Here is a 16,980-nt window from a genome sequence, read left to right on the forward strand (position 1 = left end):
ATCACGCCGCCCAAGCTCGTCGATGGCGTCAGCCAGGATCAGCTCGACGGCACCAGCATGACCTATTCCTTCGCGTCCCCGACTGAGCCGGATCGCAAGAAGGAGCAGTATTTCGAGGTCATGGGCAGCCGCTCTTACTACAAGGACGGCTGGATCGCTTCGGCATTCGGGCCGCGCGTACCCTGGCAAGCGGGCGTCGATCCCTCGATCATGACATGGTCGCCGAAGAACGATGTCTGGGAGCTCTACGAGCTCAACAAGGATTTCTCGCAGGCGAAGGACGTCGCCGCCGCTCATCCCGGCAAGCTCGACGAGCTGAAGAAGGCTTTCGAGCTGAGCGCGAAAGATAATAAGGTCTATCCGGTCGGCGGCGCGCTATGGTCCGCGATCTTCCACCCGGAGGATGCTCCGTCCAACCCCGCCAAGTCGTTCAGCTTCACGCAGGAGGTCGTCGGCGTCCCCGAGTTTACCGCGCCGAAGCTCGGATCACGCAGCAACCTCGTCACCATCGATGCGGATTTGCAGCCTGGCTCGAAAGGCGTGCTCTACGCGCTTGGTGCCGTCTCGGGCGGCATCGCACTGTGGGTCGAGGAAGGGAAGCTCAACTACGAGTACAACCTGTTCGAGATCGATCGGACGCGGCTGGAGACGACCGCACCGCTCCCGACCGGGAAGGTCAAGATCGAGGTCGAAACAACGCGTAAGGCCAGCGGCGCCCGCCCCGCGTCTCTCGACATCGTCATCCGCGTCGACGGCAAGGAAGTCAGCAAGGGCCGTGTCCCACGCTCGGCATCGGGTAGCTTTACCGCCAATGATGCCTTCGACGTTGGCCGGGACAGCTATTCCCCCGTCTCACTTGCGTATTTCGACCGCAAGCCCTTCGCCTTCAACGGCAAGATTCGGCATCTGACGGTCGATTACCTGGACTGAGCGCCGACCAACCGGAGGCGGCGAGCACGATCCTCGCCGCCTCCTTCTTAATTTCGACGGCGTGGAAACGTCTCTCCTTCGAGCCGGAGGGGGCACGTGTCGGTCGAATGCACTGCCGAATTGAAAAAAAGGGAAACTTCATGTTGAAACGACTTGCTCTTGTTCTTGTTGCCGCGGCCGTGATGCCGTTGATCCCGGCTCAGGCCCAAACGGAACTGAGCGCCTATGCCGATAAGAATGGCTACATCAATGTCCAGAAACTGACCTGCGGACAGCTCGCCGGAACGTTCCAGGAAGACGCGAACTTTCTCGGCATCTGGTACAGCGGCTGGTATAACGGACTCGGGAAGAAGTCTTCCGTCAATCTGCCCAGGGTCAAAGAAGGCGTCCATGAGCTGATCGTCTATTGCAAGGCGAATCAAGGATCGACGATCATCAAAGCTATCGATGTACTTTTGAAGGCCGAAAAAGCTCGCCGCGCCGAATGAGGCGACGGTCCGTGTCTGGCAGACTCGGGCACGGACCGTCCTTCATGAGTCATTCGACTGCGTTTCCTCGCAGGGCCGACGCCTCCCAATGCGTTTCGCCAAGGTTCATTTGCCGCTCTTCGGCTCTCCGATCCGTTGGCCCCGCGTCGGCTCTGATGGGAGCCTTCGTGAATGCCGAATTCATCACAGGGGCGCATCTCCTCGTCCGGATTACTTCTTTCTGCGCTTCGGAGCTGCAAGTGACTGTCTCCGAAAGCGTTCCCATAGGATGAAACAGTCATGTCCCTTCTTGACATCTTCGCATGGATCGTACTGGTCGTGCTGGTCTTCAGCATGATCGCCGTCGTGGTCTTCCTCGCCATGCTTCCGGGCATGATAGCCCGGAAGCGCAACCATCCCTGGGTCGAGGCTGTCGCCGCAGGCGGATGGGTAACATTCATCCTCGGCTTCGTGCTGTGGCCAGCCGTCCTGATCTGGGCTTTTGTCGATTGGCCGGCCAAGCCGCGCCTCGGCTCGGGCGGTGAGGCGACTGCGCCGTGATCCTGGTTCTCCTCAATGTCTATCTCGCCCTGCTCTTCATCCTGGTGAAGCTCGGGATCATTCGCTTCAACCTGTTCTGGAAGGTCTCGCCGGCCGTTGTCTTCGTGCTCTTGCTGGTCGGCCTGTTCGTGCCGATGAACTGGGGCGCTCCGCAAGGGGCGGCGCTGGTCGTCCGGAATTCGGTAGCCATCGTGCCTGATGTCGCGGGTGAGGTCGTCGACGTGCCGGTCCGGCCGAACCAGCCGCTCAAGGCGGGCGACGTGCTGTTCCGGATCGATCCGGTTCCGTTCCAGTCACAGGTCGATGCCCTCGCCGCGCAGCTCAAGTTTCAGGAGACGAGGTTGGCCGAGATGACCCAGTTGCAGACGCACGGCACGGGACGCGCCTTCGACGTCGAGCAGCGCCAGGCCGAGGTCGAACAGCTGAAAGCTCAACTCGCGGCGGCCCAGTGGAACCTCGACAAAACCGTGGTTCGCGCGCCCACCGACGGCTACGTCACCAATGTCGCGCTGCGAAAGGGAGCTCGTGTCGCGAATCTCCCGCTGGCGCCGGTGATGGCCTTCATCGACACCTCCGAGACGGCCATCGGTGTGGAAATCGCTCAGATCGACGCACGCTATCTCGCTCCCGGCCAGCAAGTCGAACTCACCTTCAAGATGTTCCCGGGCAGGGTACTAACAGGCAAGGTCGAGAGCCTCGTGCAGGCGATTGCCACAGGCCAGGTTCAGGTTTCCGGCGTAGCCGTTGCGCCAAAGGCAATCGCATCAGCGCCCTTCGTCGTGCGCGTCAAGCTTGACGATGAAACCTTTGCCGGGTCGCTGCCTGCCGGGAGCACAGGCGAGGCTGCGATCTTCACGGATCAGGTCAAGCCGACGCATCTGATCCGTAGGGTGCTGCTGCGTCAGGTCGCGATCACCAATTATATTAACCCATTTTGAAGAAGGTTTGTTCTTCCGGTTGCCCCAGTCAGAGGCGCGTCAGGTCCTGCCCTCAATTGTTCGGCAGGAGCAATCCCGGTGTTGTTTTCCGCTATTCAGGGGAGAGACACCTTGAGCCAATTTGGCTGCTCGGCAGCCTGATTATATTTCGAAATGGAATAGGAAGCGACCAGAATGCTCGTGAGAATTGTTATGGCCTCGATGAGCGTCACGTTCCTCGCCCTGACATCGTTTGGGGCGCAGGCCATGCCGACGTCATCCGCCCTGTCGCAGACAAGGACATACGACGTCACAAAGGTCGCGGGCGGATGCGGTGTCGGCTTCTATCGCGGGCCTCTCGGCGGCTGCGTCCGAGGCGGCGGGAGCGTCGTCGTTGCACCGCGCCCCGTTGTTGTCGCTCCCCGGCCTGTTGTGGTCGCTCCTCGGCCAGTCGTTCGGCCGCGTCCCGTCGTCATTGATCGACGGCCAATTGTGATCCGTTAAGCCCTGCGGCGCCCGAGTATCCGAGGTCTCCGAATCCGACGGGACCGCATCACCCGTTCGATCAGGGCAATAAGGGCTCGCAGCCGAGAAGCATAAAGCAGACCCGGCAGATAGCTCCGGAGATGCCCGGGCCGCCAGGCCGAGCGGAACGATCAGGTTGGTCCGGGGTGACTGATCGCCCTGAGTTCTCGTTCTCTGGAGGCGCGCGCACTGGGTCCAAGCGGGTACGTCGATCGAACTGATCGTCGGGAAAGCACGGCTTGGTATCGACGGTTAGGAGAGCCGGTTGGTGCTAGCCGGCGGCGGCGTGCTCGATAACCCGTCCATGAGGTTGGCAAGTGCCGTTTGCTGAGAATCCGGCGGCCCGTTGACAGGCGTGCACGACTGGATTTCCGAAACCGCGTTCGAGTTTGCATTTCCGCACTTTGTTTTAAGGCGGGGAACATCTTGCCCCGCTCCAGCTTCAATGCTTGGCAGGAGTGCAGTCATGCAAATGCAAAAGGAAAGTCCGGCCCGCCTCGACGATGATAGGCTCCTGACTACACCGCAAGAAAGCCCTCTAGCGGCGGATTCGGTTCAGACCGGGCGGCGTGTGAGCCATCAGACCAAGGTGCATGACGAGGGCAGTGAGGCTAACGACACGCCAGACGGATTGACCGAGATCGAGGAAGCCACGAGACACGCGTCCTAAGACATTCCGACCGGTCAAGGCCCGGAAGGCCTGTTGAATCCGTTCCTGTCTTTGATCGAGGCGGATTGCCTCCGAAGATATGTGGATCGCGCACGGCACAGCGACGCCAGTGCGCACCAACACGATCCCAGCTGGCTTTCCAAGGGAGATCCCAATGGAAATTGCCGACTCCCATGCCTTCGAGCGAGCTTGGGATAGGGTCCAGGAACTGACGGACGCGATCGAAGATAGCCTTGAAGAAAAGGAACTGGTCGAGCTCATCAACGCCATGGAAGAGTACGAGCGGGAACACGCCTTTTAGGGATGACCGCTCAAGCTCTCAGGGCCGATTGTGCCAACTGGATCTGTCATCGGGCAATTTTCCGTCCGGATCGTTCACCTCGACCTTGCTGTCGCCCTTCAGCTGCTCGTTGAAAACGACGACATTGACGCCGCCTGGATTGGCCACGCTCGGAAAGATAATGCCCGTGTGGCCAGCGCCCAGAACCAGATCACCGAGCACCCACGTCGGAGGCTCGATATGCAGGTCGAACTTCAGGTGTCGCCAATCTTCCTGCCAGCTATGCCAGAGATCATCCCACGGTTCCCCGTGGCTCAGTTGTCGGAGATCGACGAGTTTCTGCAACGACACGGTGTAGGAACAGATCGTGCAAGGCGGCAGGAAGGGAGACGTCTGCTGGTACTCCCGCAACGCCGTCGCTTCGTCGAGCGACATATAGAGCGCCTCGACACCCTCCCGATTGAAGCGGCCGCCCTTGAGCGCGGCCCCAGCGCCACTTGTTGGCCGGCTAGCCCACTCCGGTGTGTGAGCCCGGAACAGCAACGTGCCGGCCGGAAAATCCTTGAGGATCACCCGACATACCCCGAGCTCACGGACTCGAGGTAGTCGATTGCATCATTGGTTCGTCCTTCCGCGACTAACTGCAAGATTGTCTTATGTCGGAAGGCTGGAATCGGAGCGTTCTTGATAAGAAAAAGCGCCCGATCCTGGTTGGGCTGCACTGTAGATGCAGCGGACAGAACCCGCATCAGATCACGGAGAACCGCCTGCAGTTTGGGCGTATTGGGATGTGTCCGGATCGTGTTGCGGTGAACTGCCGCGATCGCGGCGAGATCCTGGAGCTGAAGACCAAACAGGCCGGCAACGCCGGGCGCCGAAAGATCAGAGGTTCCGGGCTGATGCACCGACTCCAGCACGTCGGGCAGCGCGAGCGCAGACATGGGTTTCTCCTGGCAAAAGAGCACCCGCACAATCTATGCACAGTATGCGCACTTTTCAAGCAATGACAAAGCTGCCCCCCCGTGCCATGTCCCCGTCTCGGCGATGTGAGTTTCGTCACCGTGACGCGAGCGCGTGAACGCCTCGCGATAACTCGCATCGTTGTAGAGCGGAACTCCCATACGCTCGCGTTCGCCGGCCACGAGCGTCAACTGCATCTCTAACGCGGCACATTTAGGACATGGGGTCAGTCGGCCCTAACCGTTCGAGCTATGGTTCGAAGCGGATCGACCTCTCTCAAAGCGATGCGACCAAAAGCAGCGGAAATTTCCCGCGTACCGGCAAGGTGTCGATTCCGGGGGGCGGTGTCGGCGCAGGGAACAGCTACGGGCGGTTGATCGATTCCTTATATCTTCGTGGGTGCTTTCAGTAGACCCTCGTCAATCGGCGTGACAGAGGTTAACTACCACCGTTGGCGCCATGAGTTTGGCGTTTACTTTGCGGGCCCGAATGCTGGCAACCCCACTAAAACCGTCGAAAAATAGACATCCGATTTGACGTAGGTCATGTCTTTTGACGGGCCATCGGCCTATATTTTATGCTTCTCTTCCCTGCTACGACTACGCCGGCCCGTCTTGAACCACTTTTAGTTGCGTGGGGCCACCATGAGGTCAGATCTAAGTCGCGAAAATCTCACTTCGAGCTATGACCAATGTATGGTTTTCTTGAAAAGTGCATTCCTTTGCGCAATCGGCGAAAAGGAAGAAGATCTACGTCTGAGAGATTCCATTCGGAACGCATTTGACAATCTAGATGCGGCACGAAGCGCCGCCAATTCTTCGAATATCGTCCCATTTCGCCCCAAAGCAGTGAAGGCCCTCGATTAACAGTGTGTCGCGCGCGCATGAGTCCTCATAGGATTTTTGGGTGATAGGGACGTGCTCGATTTTTCGCTTCGTGGCCCCTTGAGGCTCCGATTGCCAACAGACCACCTGCTGGAAGCTTGCTATGACTTTGTTGGCCGGCACGACGACGTGAAATCCAGTTGATGGTGCCGTTACCGATGATGCGGGAACCCCGACACTTTACCGGCGTTCTAAATCTGCTCGACCGAAGCCAGATCGGCAGCGGTTCTTCGGCTTGGGGGCAGCATTGTACGAACCGTCTCGCCGTGCGATTCTCGCTCTGCTCTCCAGCACCTGCCTGCTTGCGAGCCGCGCCCAGGCTCAGGCGCCCGCAGGCCCAGCGAAGAGCTTCGACTATAAGGATGTCATCGAGCGGGCGACGGCCTTAGCAAAGCAGCCTTTCGATGCCGAAAGCGCCAAAATTCCAGCCGAACTGTCGAAGCTGACCTATGACGGCTATCGCGAAATCCGATTTCGCCGGGACAAGGCGTTTTGGCGCGATGGCGGGTCGGATTTCCGCCTGCTGCCCTTCCATCTCGGCTTTCTGCACGACAAGCCAGTCCAAGTTCACATCATCAACCACGGCAACGCGATCCCGATCCCTTTCACGACCGGCCTCTTCGAATACGGCAAGGTCCCCGTCCCGAAAGGCCTCTCGCCGGCGCTGGGCTTCGCGGGTTTCGCCGTAACGACCAACCTGAACAGCCCGAAGGTGCAGGACGAGGTCATTTCGTTCCTGGGCGCGAGCTATTTCCGGTTGATCGGGCGAGGACATCGCTACGGGCTTTCGGCGCGTTCGCTGGCTTTGGATGTCGGAGGCAAGCAGCCCGAGGAGTTCCCATTCATGCGGGCGCTCTGGGTGGAGGAGCCGTCGCGCGACACGACCGAGCTCGTCATCTACGCCCTGCTAGACTCTCCGTCGGTCGCCGGAGCCTATCGCTACGCCGTCAGCCCGGGCCGCGACACCTATATGGACGTCACCGCGACGATCTTCCCGCGCAAGGAGATCGAGCGGATCGGCATCGCACCGCTAACGTCAATGTTTCAGGCCGGTGAAGGCGATCTCGGTCAGCGGGCAGATTTCCGGCCGGAAATCCATGATTCGGACGGGCTAATGATGCAGTCCGGCAGCGGAGAATGGATCTGGCGACCCATTCGAAATCCTAAGGCGCTGCGCATATCGAGCTTCAGCGACAAGAACCCGCGCGGCTTCGGTTTGATGCAACGCGACCGTAACTTCGGCAGCTATCAGGATCTCGAAGCACGCTACGATGCCAGGCCGGGCTACTGGGTTCAGCCTCAGGGCGACTGGGGCGAGGGCCGGATCGACCTGATTGAAATCCCGACGGTGAACGAGGCGTTCGACAACATCGTCGCGTGCTGGACCCCGAACGCGCCGTTGCCCCCCGGAAAAGCGGCGGAGTTCCGCTACCGAATCTCGGCGAACTCGACGACCTGGCACCTGCATCCCTACGCGCAGGTGCAACAGACCTTCAACGGCTCGGACATCGAAGACGGCGTCGTCGACTGGAACGGCACCAAGCGCTTCATCGTCGATTTCGCCGGTGGCGATCTCGCCTATTACCAAAGCGAGCTTGATCGCCTGGAGCTGGTCGCGACCACAACAAGCGGCACGATCTCGTCCAAGATCCTCGCGTTCAATGCCCCCTTGAAAGGCGTGCGCGCCACCGTCGATGCGACGCTCCCCGACGGTCAGTCGGCCGAGCTTCGCATGTTTCTTAGAGCGCGAAATCGAACCCTGAGCGAGACGTGGACGGCGACCTGGTCCGTTCCGTCCGGCGATTCCACCCGGCCCCAGCCGTCAAAGAAATGACTTCCGACGACGGCCGATCTTCCGTCGACGGATTAACGCCGGCGTCAAGATTGAAGGAAACCGAAAGATGCCCGCGATCGAGGCTTCATCCACTGTCGCGAGTCCAGCGGTAAGATCACCTATCGACGGCGTCGCGAATGCGGCCCTCGGAGCTTTCATTGTTGCCGCGCTATATTTCGGGCGTGAGGTTTTCGTCCCCGGGGCACTCGCAATCCTGCTCAGCTTCGTGTTGGCGCCGCTGGTCAAAGGACTGCAGAAGCTACGTGTGCCGCGAGCACTGGCGGTTTTTACGGTTGTCCTGATTGCATTCGCGACGTTGGCTGCCTTGGCGATGGCTATGATTGGACAGGCGACACAATTGGCAAGTGAGCTGCCAACCTATCAGAGCACCATGCGGGCCAAGATTGCCGCGTTGAAGGGTTCGGAGGCCGGGAGCGGGGTTTTGAGCCGCGCTGCGGATATCCTGCAAGACTTGGGCAAAGAACTCGACCGCCCCAAGGCAGAGCCTCATGCTCCGAGTGAAACGCCCGGCTTTGCGCGAGAGGGACGCCCGATACCGGTTGAAGTCCATCAACCGAAACCTGGCGCGATCGAAACGCTGCAGGCGTTTCTGTCGCCGCTGATCCATCCTCTGACTACGACGGGTATCGTGCTGATCTTCGTGGTTTTCATCCTGCTAAAGCGCGAAGATCTTCGAAACCGGTTCATCCGTTTGACCGGCACTTACGACCTGCAGAAGACAACGGCTGCGTTCGATGATGCGGCCAGACGTCTCAGCCGCCTATTCCTCACGCAGCTCATCGTCAACGCCGGCTTCGGAGTGGTGATTGGTTGCGGTCTCTGGGCCATTGGCGTTCCCAGCGCGCTGCTTTGGGGCATCCTGGCCGCAATCCTGCGGTTCATACCTTATCTCGGGGCGGTGCTGTCAGCCGTCTTTCCGATGGTGATCGCCGCATCGGTCGATCCCGGTTGGATGATGCTCGCATTGACAGCCGGTTTGTTCGTGATCGCAGAACCGCTTGCCGGGCATGTGATCGAGCCGTTGGCCTATGGCCGCTCTACCGGGCTATCGCCTGTCGCCATTGTGGTCGCCGCGACATTCTGGACCTGGCTATGGGGCCCCATCGGGCTGGTCTTGGCGACACCTTTGACTGTGTGCCTCGTAGTTCTCGGTCGGCACGTCGAAAGACTCGAATTTCTGGACGTCATGCTGGGGGATCGACCTCCACTTTCGGCTGCGGAGATATTCTATCAGCGGATTCTCGCGGGAGATCCCGCGGAGGCAGCCGACAAGGCCGAGGAAGTACTGAAGGAACGCTCCCTATCCGCCTATTACGACGAGGTCGCGCTCGAAGGTTTGCGGCTCGCCGCTGCGGATGAGGCGCGCGGTGTTCTCGATGCACCTCGGCGAAACCAAATCCTCGCGACGATCCGCGAGGTCGTCGAGGATTTGTCCGACCGTGACGACGGCCGCCCCTCGCTCGGCGCAGCAACGACGGATCCCGAGTCCGAGGCTGCCGTTGAACAGACCAACGAAAGCGAAGGCACCTCCGATCTGCCGGTGCTCGCCGAGGCTGAGCTGAGCGAGAGGTTTCGGGGCCGAGATCGCGTGGTCTGCATAGGCGCGCGATCGCAGCTCGATGAGGCGGCCGCGCTGATGCTGAGCCAGATCTTGGAAAAGCATGGATTGGCGGCGGATGCGTTACCGCCGACCACGCTGTCGACCACCGGAATGGAGCGCCTTGCCGAGCGAGGCCCGGCTCTGATCTGTCTTTGCTATATCGGCCCGCACAATGCTGCTCACGTGAAGTATGCCCTGAGGCGCCTTCGTCGCCGCGTGCCGATGGCGATCCTCGTCTTTGGGCAGCTGTCGGAAGTCTCCAGTTCCCTGGCGGATATCCAGGGCCCCTTGCTTGCTGACGAAGTGGAAACTTCCTTTCGAAGCATCTGCCGGGTCTGTCTGAAATTTGCGGAGAAAGGGGACTCGGCATGATCGGAGACCGAAGATACTCACGCCGGATCCTCTCCACAGCCGCAAGCCCCTATTTCTAAGTTGGCAATGAACCTCCAACGACATCCCTTCATGATCGGATTATTCTCGGCCGCCCTTGGCGTCGCGGGCTGCCTCCTGGTAGGCAACCTGCTGCCGGAGCCGCAGGAGCTAAGGCAACCGCTTCCGCATAATCTGGCCTCGTCGGATCGCCAGCTCAAGACGTCCATGGGCGCGCTTTTCGGGTCGAACTATGTGCCCGGGAACCAAGTGGAGACGCTCGTAAACGGTGTACAGATTTTCCCTTCGATGCTGCGCGCCATCCGCGAGGCGCGGCAGACGATCAGTTTCGAGACCTACATCTATTGGCGTGGCGCTATCGCCGAGGAGTTCGCCGATGCGCTCTCGATCAAGGCCCGGGAGGGGCTGAGCGTGAAGGTGCTGCTCGACTGGGCGGGCAGCCTCCCGATGGACGAGCGGCTGATCAAGCGGATGCAGGATGCGGGCGTCGAGGTCGTGCGGTTCCGTCCGGTCGCCTGGTACACGATCGATCGGGTGAACAACCGAACCCATCGGAAACTGCTAATCGTCGATGGGCGCGTGGGCTTCACCGGTGGTGTCGGCATCGCCGATGAGTGGAACGGCGACGCGCGCTCGCCAAACGAATGGCGTGACAATCACTACCGCGTGGAAGGGCCGGCTGCAGCGGAGTTCCAGGCGGCGTTCGCGGAGCACTGGATCGAGGCGACCGGCGAACTGCTGCTCGGCGATCGTTTCTTCCCCGAGATTGGGCCGGCGGGTGATAGCGCCACTCAGGTCGTGATCAGTTCGAACCTCCAGCGCAATGTCATGCATCTGATGCTGATGACCGCGCTCGCCGCCGCGCAGAAAAACATCCGCATCGCTACACCCTACTTCGTTCCCGACGAACTGACGCGCCAGCAACTTCTTGAGGCTCGCAAGCGTGGCGTCGACATTCAGATCATTGTCCCCGGCCCCCAGACCGACGCGCGCATTGTCAGAAAGGCGTCCCGGCATCTGTGGGGGGAGCTGCTTCAGGCAGGCGTGAAGATCAGCGAGTATCAGCCCACGTTMTTCCACTGCAAGCTGGTGATCGTAGACGATATCTGGACCTCGGTGGGCTCGACGAACATCGACGACCGCGCCTTACGACTTAACGACGAAGCCAACATCAATCTGTTCGATCAGAAATTTGCCAGCACCCAAATGGCCCTGTTCGAGAAGGATGCGGCAGCCTCTCGGCCCTACAGTTTTTCGGATTGGCAAAACCGCTCGGCCAGCGAAAAGGTCTCGGACTGGGTATCCAGTCTCGCTCGGTCGCAGATTTGACCACCGAACAAAAACTGGTTTCATCGCGATGACTGACCCGCAACGCTGACGCCGCGATGTTCGGATCGCTGCCGTGTAGCCCGATTGGCCGTCGTTTTCTCCATATAATCGCGCGGTGAAGCTCGATTTATAGTTGTACGTGGTCGTTTACGGGGCGAGATACTGCACCGCCCCCGCTCCAACTCGTCCGTCGCTTCGGCGGACGACGTCAGCGCACTTAAAGGTTCGTCCGTTCGCGCTCAGCGCAACAGCGGTCGAGAACCTGCGGAGCAGGCCTGTGATCACCGGCCAAGTAGCCGGCGTTCAAGCAAAGCCTGCATGTCGCGGCGGCCATTGGCGATGACGAAGATGACGACTCTACTGCCAATGACGCGGTAGATTAGGCGATACGGATCGAGCAGAATCTGCCGGAATTCCCGAACACCTAACGCCTCAAGCTCCTTGGGAAAGCTGCCCCGTTCCGGGTAACGCTCCAGTGTGGAGATCTTCTCGATGAATGCATCGAGCAACGACTCGGCCGCTTCCATCGAACGGTGCTGAGCAAGGTAGGCGTGAATGGCTTCGAGATCGTCCTCCGCGCCTTGCGTCAGCTCGACCTCAAAGCCGCCCTCCTTCACCTGCGATCGGCCGCTTTTCCGCGCATTCTTTCGACGACAGCGCGAGCTGGCTTGGTCTTGCCTGCCTCGACGTCCTGATTTCCGAGGGCCAGCAGCTTCAACAGCGCGAGCGTCTCTTGCGTCTGCTCAAAGGAGGCAACATCCTGCAGCACCGCCTTGGCCTCGCCATTCTGCGTGATCACCAGAGGCTCTCGCCTTTCGGCGAGGTTGAGGAGGATTTCCGCTGCGTTGGCCTTCAGATAACTGATCGGCTTGACTTGGGCAGAATACCGCAAAGCGACCTCGCGAACTAAATTCGGCCCGAATATAGTCCAGGCGTCAGCGCGGTGCAAACTGCCTAGGCAGCAGCCTCTAACGAAGCCGACCATTGAGCGAGACGAACGTATCGGATACCCGCCATGAGGGGCGAGGCTCGGCGGATGAGATCCAGCGCGCGCTCGCGTTGAGCTCTGTGCTTGGGCGGTTCCGATACGTCACTGTCAGTGAAAGACCATCGACGCTGCCGCGGCTGCCATTACCAGCGTTGCACTCCAGCCCAGGAGGCGCACGAACCTGTTCGTCACGAAGCGGCCCATATTCCCGCCTCCGGCCCAGCGCCAGATGGCCAAGCGCGCCGGTTCAACCGTCATCGAGACCAAGGGCAGCCACGCCGTTTACGTCTCAAAGCCCAAGGTCGTCGCGGAATTCATCGAACACGCCGCTAGCCAGAAGTGAACGGCGCGGTCGGCAAGCTCGCACCGCCGCATCGATCAGACAGGCCGGGTTCGATCAGAGCCCGGCTTTCGCACGAACGCTCCCATCAAAGCCGCGCCATTACGGTTCGACATGAACGGCCCGGCCGGCAAACCAGCCATTGACTGCGGTGCCCACCCCCAGAAGCACGAAGAGCACCGCGCTCCAGGCGAAGCTGCCGGCCCAGCCATGGATCAGGCCGACGACGAGCGGGCCGATGGCGGCCAGCAGATAACCGACGCATTGCGCCATGCTGGAAAGCTGGGCCGCGACATGCGCGTCGTGAGCGCGCAGGACGATCAACGTCAGTGCCACGGCGATCAGGCCGCCCTGCCCGACGCCTTGCAGCACCGCCCAGAACCAGATCGACCAGAGCGGCGCGAACAGGAGACCGAGGAGAGCCACGACGGCCAATCCGCTGAGCGCGACGTTGATGGCCCGCTGGTCCCGGCCGCGCACGGCGATATGCGGCGCGATCAGGCAGGCAGCTGCCTGCATCATCACCGACACGGAGACGATCGCCCCGGCCGTGACGCCGTCCAGGCCGCGTTCGCGCAGGATCGGCACCAGCCAGCCGAAGACGCAATAGGCTAGCGCCGACTGCAGCCCCATGAACAAGGTGACGTGCCAGGCCAGCCTGTTCCGCCACAAGCCCTGCACGTTCGGCCGAGCCCCCGTGACCTGGAAGCGKCTCGAAAGCACCTGGGGCAGCCAGAGCAGGCCCGCCACCAAGGCAGGAAGCGCCCAGGACGCGAGCGCCCCGCCCAGCGACAACTGGAGCGACTGTTTGAGGGGCAAGGTCAGGCCGGCAGCGCCGGCCGCCCCCGCACAGAGCGCCATCGTGTACCAGCCCGTCATCAGCGCCGCTCGATCGGGGAAGTCCCGCTTCACGACACCCGGAAGCAGCACGTTGCCGATGGCGATGCATGCTCCGGCAAGGGCCGTGCCCAGGAAAAGCAGCGGAATCGATGCAAAGCCGCGCAGTGCTGTGCCGCAAGCGAGCAGTAGCACGGCCACGAGCAGGGTCCGCTCCGTGCCGATCCAGCGCGACAGGCGCGGCGCCAAGGGCGAGAACAACCCGAGACAGACCACGGGAAGCGTCGTCAGGACGCTGGCTCCCAGCGAGGAAAGGCCCAGCGTGCTGCTGATCTCCGGCAGCATGGTCGAAGCGCTGGAGAACACTGGCCGCAGATTGAACGCGATGAGCACCAGGCTGGCGCCGAGGAGAAATCGCGAAAGCGCGGTCGAGGTCGTGCCCGAGGCAATGGCGGCTGGCTGGCTCATGACAGCAGCGCCTTGTCGAGTGCAGCCAGAACGGGCGCCATGAAGCGACGCACGGCCGCGTCAGCTCGGTCGGGATCGCCGGCTTCGATGGCGTCCACGATTGCGCGATGCGCCGCCATGTCCGGCTCGGGCAGATCGTCTTCCAGCGTCGCCGCGATCGTTTCCGCGATCAGCCGCGAGGAGAAATCGTACAGTCCCGTCAGCACGCTGTTGCGGGATGCCGCGATCACCGCCCGGTGGAAGGCGAAGTCGCGGGCGACGAAAGCGGCCTTCTCACCACCGGCATACTCTCCGCGTTCCGCCAGGAGCGTACGAAGCCGCTCCACATCGACAGGGGAACAGCGCAATGCCGCCAGGCGCGCCGCCTCGACATCGAGCGCCAGCCGCGCCTCGAACTGCTCTCGAAGACCGGCTCGCTTCGCCGTGGCGAGCGACAGGCTCGTTCCGGTCGTCGACAGCACATAGGTGCCGGAACCCTGCCGGGTTTCGAGGATGCCCTGCGACGCGAGGACCCGCACGGCCTCGCGCACGGTGCCGCGGCTGACCGCAAGCGCGGTCGACAAGGCCGCCTCGTTCGGCAATTTCTCACCGATTTCCCATCGCCGAGCGAGGATTTCGCCACGGATCGCTTCGACGGCCGTTTCGGCCAGGCTCGGCCTGGTCAGCGCACGCATGCAAATTCACCAAATCACTAGATGACTTGGCGAATACCGCATCGTGCCTGCTACGTCAAAACTGGGCGGCTCGACGCAGCGCGAGTGCGAAGCCTGCTCCGGGAGACCCCACCGGCAATCGCGCGATAGCCCGACTACATCCGTCACGTCAGCGCGAAAACAGGCCGGGCCAATAGTGTCCGTCCGAGGTGGGACGTTTGCCGAAGATGGCCTAGCCGACGCGAACGACCGTCGCGTCTTCCTCGATCGCTTCCTCGAAATCTCCGGTCATGCCCATCGACAATTCGGTCAGGCCGGGATGGAGCCTGGCCGCTTCGTTGCGCAACGATCGCAGCAGGACGAAGCAGGGCCGCACCTTGGCCATGTCGGTGCTGAAGAGCGCCAATGTCATCAGGCCGCGCGGTCGTAGGCGCGGAAACTGTCCGAGAATCTCGACGAAGGGCAGGAGCGCATCCGGATGCAGCGCGAATTTGCTGTCCTCGCCCGACGTGTTGACCTGCACAAAGACGTCGAGGAAGCGTTGCGCCCTCAAGAATGAGAACATTATTAGAACCATCACCTTCGAGGCGCCTCGGCGAAGTATTCGAGCGTGAAGCACCCATTGCTCCAGACGCTGCCGATCAGCAGGAAGCACAGCGGGAAAACCACGAGCACGAAGAGTGCGAGGATCGCCGCGCCCATGACGACTCGTTCCAACGTGAAAATGCGCGGCCAGCCGGGTCCGCCTTGAAAAGGCTTCCGTACGGAGGCTGTTTTTCCCGCCACTGCCGCCCTGGGAGGCGATCCCGAAGTGGCGCGGATGATCGGCGAGGACGTTCGGTTTCACAGCGAGCAGGAACCGGGCCGGCGCTTCGTCTTCCTCGGCAAGACCGCCATTTACTACGCCGGCGCGACCTTAATGAGCTTCTTCGCTCGCCCGAACCGCTATCTGACGCGCGGTACGGCTCATGATCCACGAGCGCAAGCTCCAGGCCAATGTCATCCTCGATTGCCCCTTGACCATGTGCATCGCCAATCTGAAAGCCAAGCTGAACGAGATCGAGCATTCGATCCAGATCCAGAACGAGGGGTTCCAGAATCTCATCGCCGGCTCGGCGGTGACCATGGAGCAGGTGCTGAGGCTGGCGCCGGAAAATTGGTACATAGAAGCCAATGAGGCCCATAATCTCGGGCTTATCGAAGGCGTGATATAGCTCTGTCTGCCTTGACCGGCATGCTGACTGGCAAAGCATCTGCCGGCGGCAACCAAGACGCAGCGCTGCTGTTCGCTTCGCTGCAGACGCCACCTCCGGCTTCATGAAACACCTAACCTCGGTGCCCCCGAAACCGGCAGCAGGCCAGACGGCGAAAAACCTAGTCCCAACGCCCTTTGAGCTGCGCAGATGTTAATTTGCGATGCATCTGAAGCGGCAAACCCCGCCATGGGGTGGCGGGGCTCACTTGGGCCTCCAGCCCATTGCTCGGCCTGAGATCGAGCACTTCTCTGAAATCCGGCTTGGAAACGCGACCTAGCGACGTTAGTTCCGAAATGAAAGGCCTTGCCCCCACCGAAGCGGGCGCGCGGCAGGCGGAAAGTATCAGCGTCCTAGCGGCGAGCCTCTGCGCGATCAATTGATTACCGTTCGCGCGCGATCTAGCGCCCTCACATCGCGCTCGATCTCGGCCCTGTTACCAACGCAAAAACGTCATCGCCCGCCGCGCGCGCCTAGCGAACTCGATGCTCGCAGCCTGCGAGATAGCGACTGATACTGAGCTCAAGCTCTGCCCTCTCGCGCCCTCTGGGAGAGTCTTCAGCCTCGCATTCAAGGAACCGCAAGCGCTCAAGAGCCTCGCGGAACTGTTCGGGAGTTTCGATAAGTTCTGCGGCCGGGAATGTGCGGTTTTTTGTCAGGTACGGCATCGTCATCCTCCAGCGAGGACACGGCATTTGGCAGTCCGGCGAGCTTACGACTGCCGCAGGCCAAGAACTGTTTCTCGTTAAAGAAGTTCCAGCTTGCGACACGTTCGGCACTTCGAAAGCTAACCTCGGCTGAACCTGCTACCTGCACATGGCGAACTAGTCAGCGCCTCCACGACGTCCCATGAACGCTAACTGTGACCGCGCCATCACAGCGTGGGACGGATGCTGTCAGAGTGGGGCCAGAAAGTTGCACTGCCGTCACAGATCAGCAAAGCTCGGTCTTAGGAGGGCTTGTCATGCGTGCGCCCAATACCTCAGAGGCCTCAATGGCCCGCATCCACGGCGTTTTGATCCGGGCGGCTATCGTGGTTGTTCTAGCCGCGGTTGTGGTGCTGCCCCTGGCTC

General features: G+C 61.1%; 16 protein-coding genes and 2 pseudogenes. 10 read left to right on the plus strand and 8 right to left on the minus strand.

The genetic code is table 11. The annotated features are described in order from the left end of the window. From AC1DIN_RS25950 to AC1DIN_RS25975, 6 genes and pseudogenes are all read left to right on the plus strand, one after another. A pseudogene (locus AC1DIN_RS25950) lies at positions 1–930 on the plus strand (arylsulfatase); the annotation flags it as partial. Positions 931–1,070: 140 nt separating this feature from the next. Next, entirely contained in the window at positions 1,071–1,418 is a 348-nt protein-coding gene (locus AC1DIN_RS25955; RefSeq protein ID WP_441473995.1) for an HdeA/HdeB family chaperone, read from the plus strand. 279 nt (positions 1,419–1,697) lie between these two features. Beyond that, positions 1,698–1,958, plus strand: coding sequence for a DUF3302 domain-containing protein (locus tag AC1DIN_RS25960; RefSeq protein WP_441473994.1), 261 nt, complete (start codon positions 1,698–1,700; stop codon positions 1,956–1,958). Beyond that, positions 1,955–2,896: an HlyD family secretion protein gene (locus AC1DIN_RS25965; protein WP_476811832.1), complete on the plus strand. Its 942-nt coding sequence runs from the start codon at positions 1,955–1,957 to the stop codon at positions 2,894–2,896. The genes AC1DIN_RS25960 and AC1DIN_RS25965 overlap by 4 nt, the downstream gene beginning before the upstream one ends. Positions 2,897–3,142: 246 nt before the next feature. Continuing rightward, positions 3,143–3,379 carry a GCG_CRPN prefix-to-repeats domain-containing protein gene (locus AC1DIN_RS25970; RefSeq protein WP_476811867.1) on the plus strand — a complete coding sequence of 79 codons (237 nt, stop codon included), beginning with the start codon at positions 3,143–3,145 and terminating at the stop codon, positions 3,377–3,379. Positions 3,380–4,224: 845 nt separating this feature from the next. Beyond that, a complete protein-coding gene (locus tag AC1DIN_RS25975; protein ID WP_441473989.1) occupies positions 4,225–4,371 on the plus strand; it encodes a hypothetical protein in 147 nt (48 codons plus the stop codon). A gap of 18 nt (positions 4,372–4,389) precedes the next feature. Here the strand turns inward: AC1DIN_RS25975 and AC1DIN_RS25980 are convergent, their stop codons facing one another. Further along, complete coding sequence (locus tag AC1DIN_RS25980; RefSeq protein ID WP_476811833.1) at positions 4,390–4,923, minus strand: RES family NAD+ phosphorylase; 534 nt, start codon at positions 4,921–4,923, stop codon at positions 4,390–4,392. After that, on the minus strand, positions 4,920–5,291 hold the full coding sequence (locus AC1DIN_RS25985; protein WP_441473991.1) for a hypothetical protein: 372 nt from the start codon (positions 5,289–5,291) through the stop codon (positions 4,920–4,922). The genes AC1DIN_RS25980 and AC1DIN_RS25985 overlap by 4 nt, the downstream gene beginning before the upstream one ends. Before the next feature lie 1,150 nt (positions 5,292–6,441). Between AC1DIN_RS25985 and AC1DIN_RS25990 the strand changes: the two genes are divergently transcribed. The 3 genes from AC1DIN_RS25990 (at position 6,442) to AC1DIN_RS26000 (ending at position 11,368) form a co-directional block, all read left to right on the plus strand. Continuing rightward, positions 6,442–8,028 carry an OpgD/OpgG family glucan biosynthesis protein gene (locus AC1DIN_RS25990; RefSeq protein WP_476811834.1) on the plus strand — a complete coding sequence of 529 codons (1,587 nt, stop codon included), beginning with the start codon at positions 6,442–6,444 and terminating at the stop codon, positions 8,026–8,028. A gap of 67 nt (positions 8,029–8,095) precedes the next feature. Next, complete coding sequence (locus AC1DIN_RS25995; protein ID WP_476811835.1) at positions 8,096–10,021, plus strand: AI-2E family transporter; 1,926 nt, start codon at positions 8,096–8,098, stop codon at positions 10,019–10,021. 90 nt (positions 10,022–10,111) lie between these two features. After that, positions 10,112–11,368 carry a phospholipase D-like domain-containing protein gene (locus tag AC1DIN_RS26000; RefSeq protein ID WP_476811836.1) on the plus strand — a complete coding sequence of 419 codons (1,257 nt, stop codon included), beginning with the start codon at positions 10,112–10,114 and terminating at the stop codon, positions 11,366–11,368. Positions 11,369–11,649: 281 nt separating this feature from the next. On the opposite strand, the gene AC1DIN_RS26005 is transcribed toward AC1DIN_RS26000, so the two are convergent. The 6 genes and pseudogenes from AC1DIN_RS26005 to AC1DIN_RS26030 form a co-directional block, all read right to left on the minus strand. Beyond that, positions 11,650–11,985, minus strand: a complete 336-nt coding sequence (locus AC1DIN_RS26005) for a type II toxin-antitoxin system RelE/ParE family toxin (protein ID WP_476811837.1) — start codon at positions 11,983–11,985, stop codon at positions 11,650–11,652. Beyond that, positions 11,982–12,260 (minus strand): type II toxin-antitoxin system Phd/YefM family antitoxin, encoded by a 279-nt coding sequence (locus AC1DIN_RS26010; RefSeq protein ID WP_476811868.1) that lies wholly within the window; start codon positions 12,258–12,260, stop codon positions 11,982–11,984. Before AC1DIN_RS26010 ends, AC1DIN_RS26005 begins: the two co-directional genes overlap by 4 nt. A gap of 538 nt (positions 12,261–12,798) precedes the next feature. Next, a complete protein-coding gene (locus AC1DIN_RS26015) occupies positions 12,799–14,001 on the minus strand; it encodes a CynX/NimT family MFS transporter (RefSeq protein WP_476811838.1) in 1,203 nt (400 codons plus the stop codon). Next, positions 13,998–14,675: a FadR/GntR family transcriptional regulator gene (locus tag AC1DIN_RS26020; RefSeq protein WP_476811839.1), complete on the minus strand. Its 678-nt coding sequence runs from the start codon at positions 14,673–14,675 to the stop codon at positions 13,998–14,000. Before AC1DIN_RS26020 ends, AC1DIN_RS26015 begins: the two co-directional genes overlap by 4 nt. A 214-nt stretch (positions 14,676–14,889) precedes the next feature. Continuing rightward, positions 14,890–15,195: pseudogene (locus AC1DIN_RS26025) on the minus strand (YggS family pyridoxal phosphate-dependent enzyme); the annotation flags it as partial. Positions 15,196–15,230: 35 nt separating this feature from the next. After that, positions 15,231–15,356, minus strand: coding sequence for a hypothetical protein (locus AC1DIN_RS26030; protein WP_476811840.1), 126 nt, complete (start codon positions 15,354–15,356; stop codon positions 15,231–15,233). Positions 15,357–15,622: 266 nt separating this feature from the next. Between AC1DIN_RS26030 and AC1DIN_RS26035 the strand changes: the two genes are divergently transcribed. Further along, the gene (locus AC1DIN_RS26035) at positions 15,623–15,868 is read left to right on the plus strand and encodes a hypothetical protein (protein WP_476811841.1); all 246 of its coding nucleotides are present in this window, start codon (positions 15,623–15,625) and stop codon (positions 15,866–15,868) included. Positions 15,869–16,980 lie beyond the last annotated feature (1,112 nt).

The sequence above is a fragment of the Allobosea sp. 05T438 genome (assembly GCF_056396025.1).

Coding starts and splice junctions, on each gene's coding strand:
- AC1DIN_RS25955 (WP_441473995.1), top strand. CDS start 1,071: ATGTTGAAACGACTTGCTCTTGTTCTTGTTGCCGCGGCCGTGATGCCG.
- AC1DIN_RS25960 (WP_441473994.1), top strand. CDS start 1,698: ATGTCCCTTCTTGACATCTTCGCATGGATCGTACTGGTCGTGCTGGTC.
- AC1DIN_RS25970 (WP_476811867.1), top strand. CDS start 3,143: ATGCCGACGTCATCCGCCCTGTCGCAGACAAGGACATACGACGTCACA.
- AC1DIN_RS25975 (WP_441473989.1), top strand. CDS start 4,225: ATGGAAATTGCCGACTCCCATGCCTTCGAGCGAGCTTGGGATAGGGTC.
- AC1DIN_RS25985 (WP_441473991.1), bottom strand. CDS start 5,291: ATGTCTGCGCTCGCGCTGCCCGACGTGCTGGAGTCGGTGCATCAGCCC.
- AC1DIN_RS25995 (WP_476811835.1), top strand. CDS start 8,096: ATGCCCGCGATCGAGGCTTCATCCACTGTCGCGAGTCCAGCGGTAAGA.
- AC1DIN_RS26020 (WP_476811839.1), bottom strand. CDS start 14,675: ATGCGTGCGCTGACCAGGCCGAGCCTGGCCGAAACGGCCGTCGAAGCG.
- AC1DIN_RS26030 (WP_476811840.1), bottom strand. CDS start 15,356: ATGGGCGCGGCGATCCTCGCACTCTTCGTGCTCGTGGTTTTCCCGCTG.
- AC1DIN_RS26035 (WP_476811841.1), top strand. CDS start 15,623: ATGATCCACGAGCGCAAGCTCCAGGCCAATGTCATCCTCGATTGCCCC.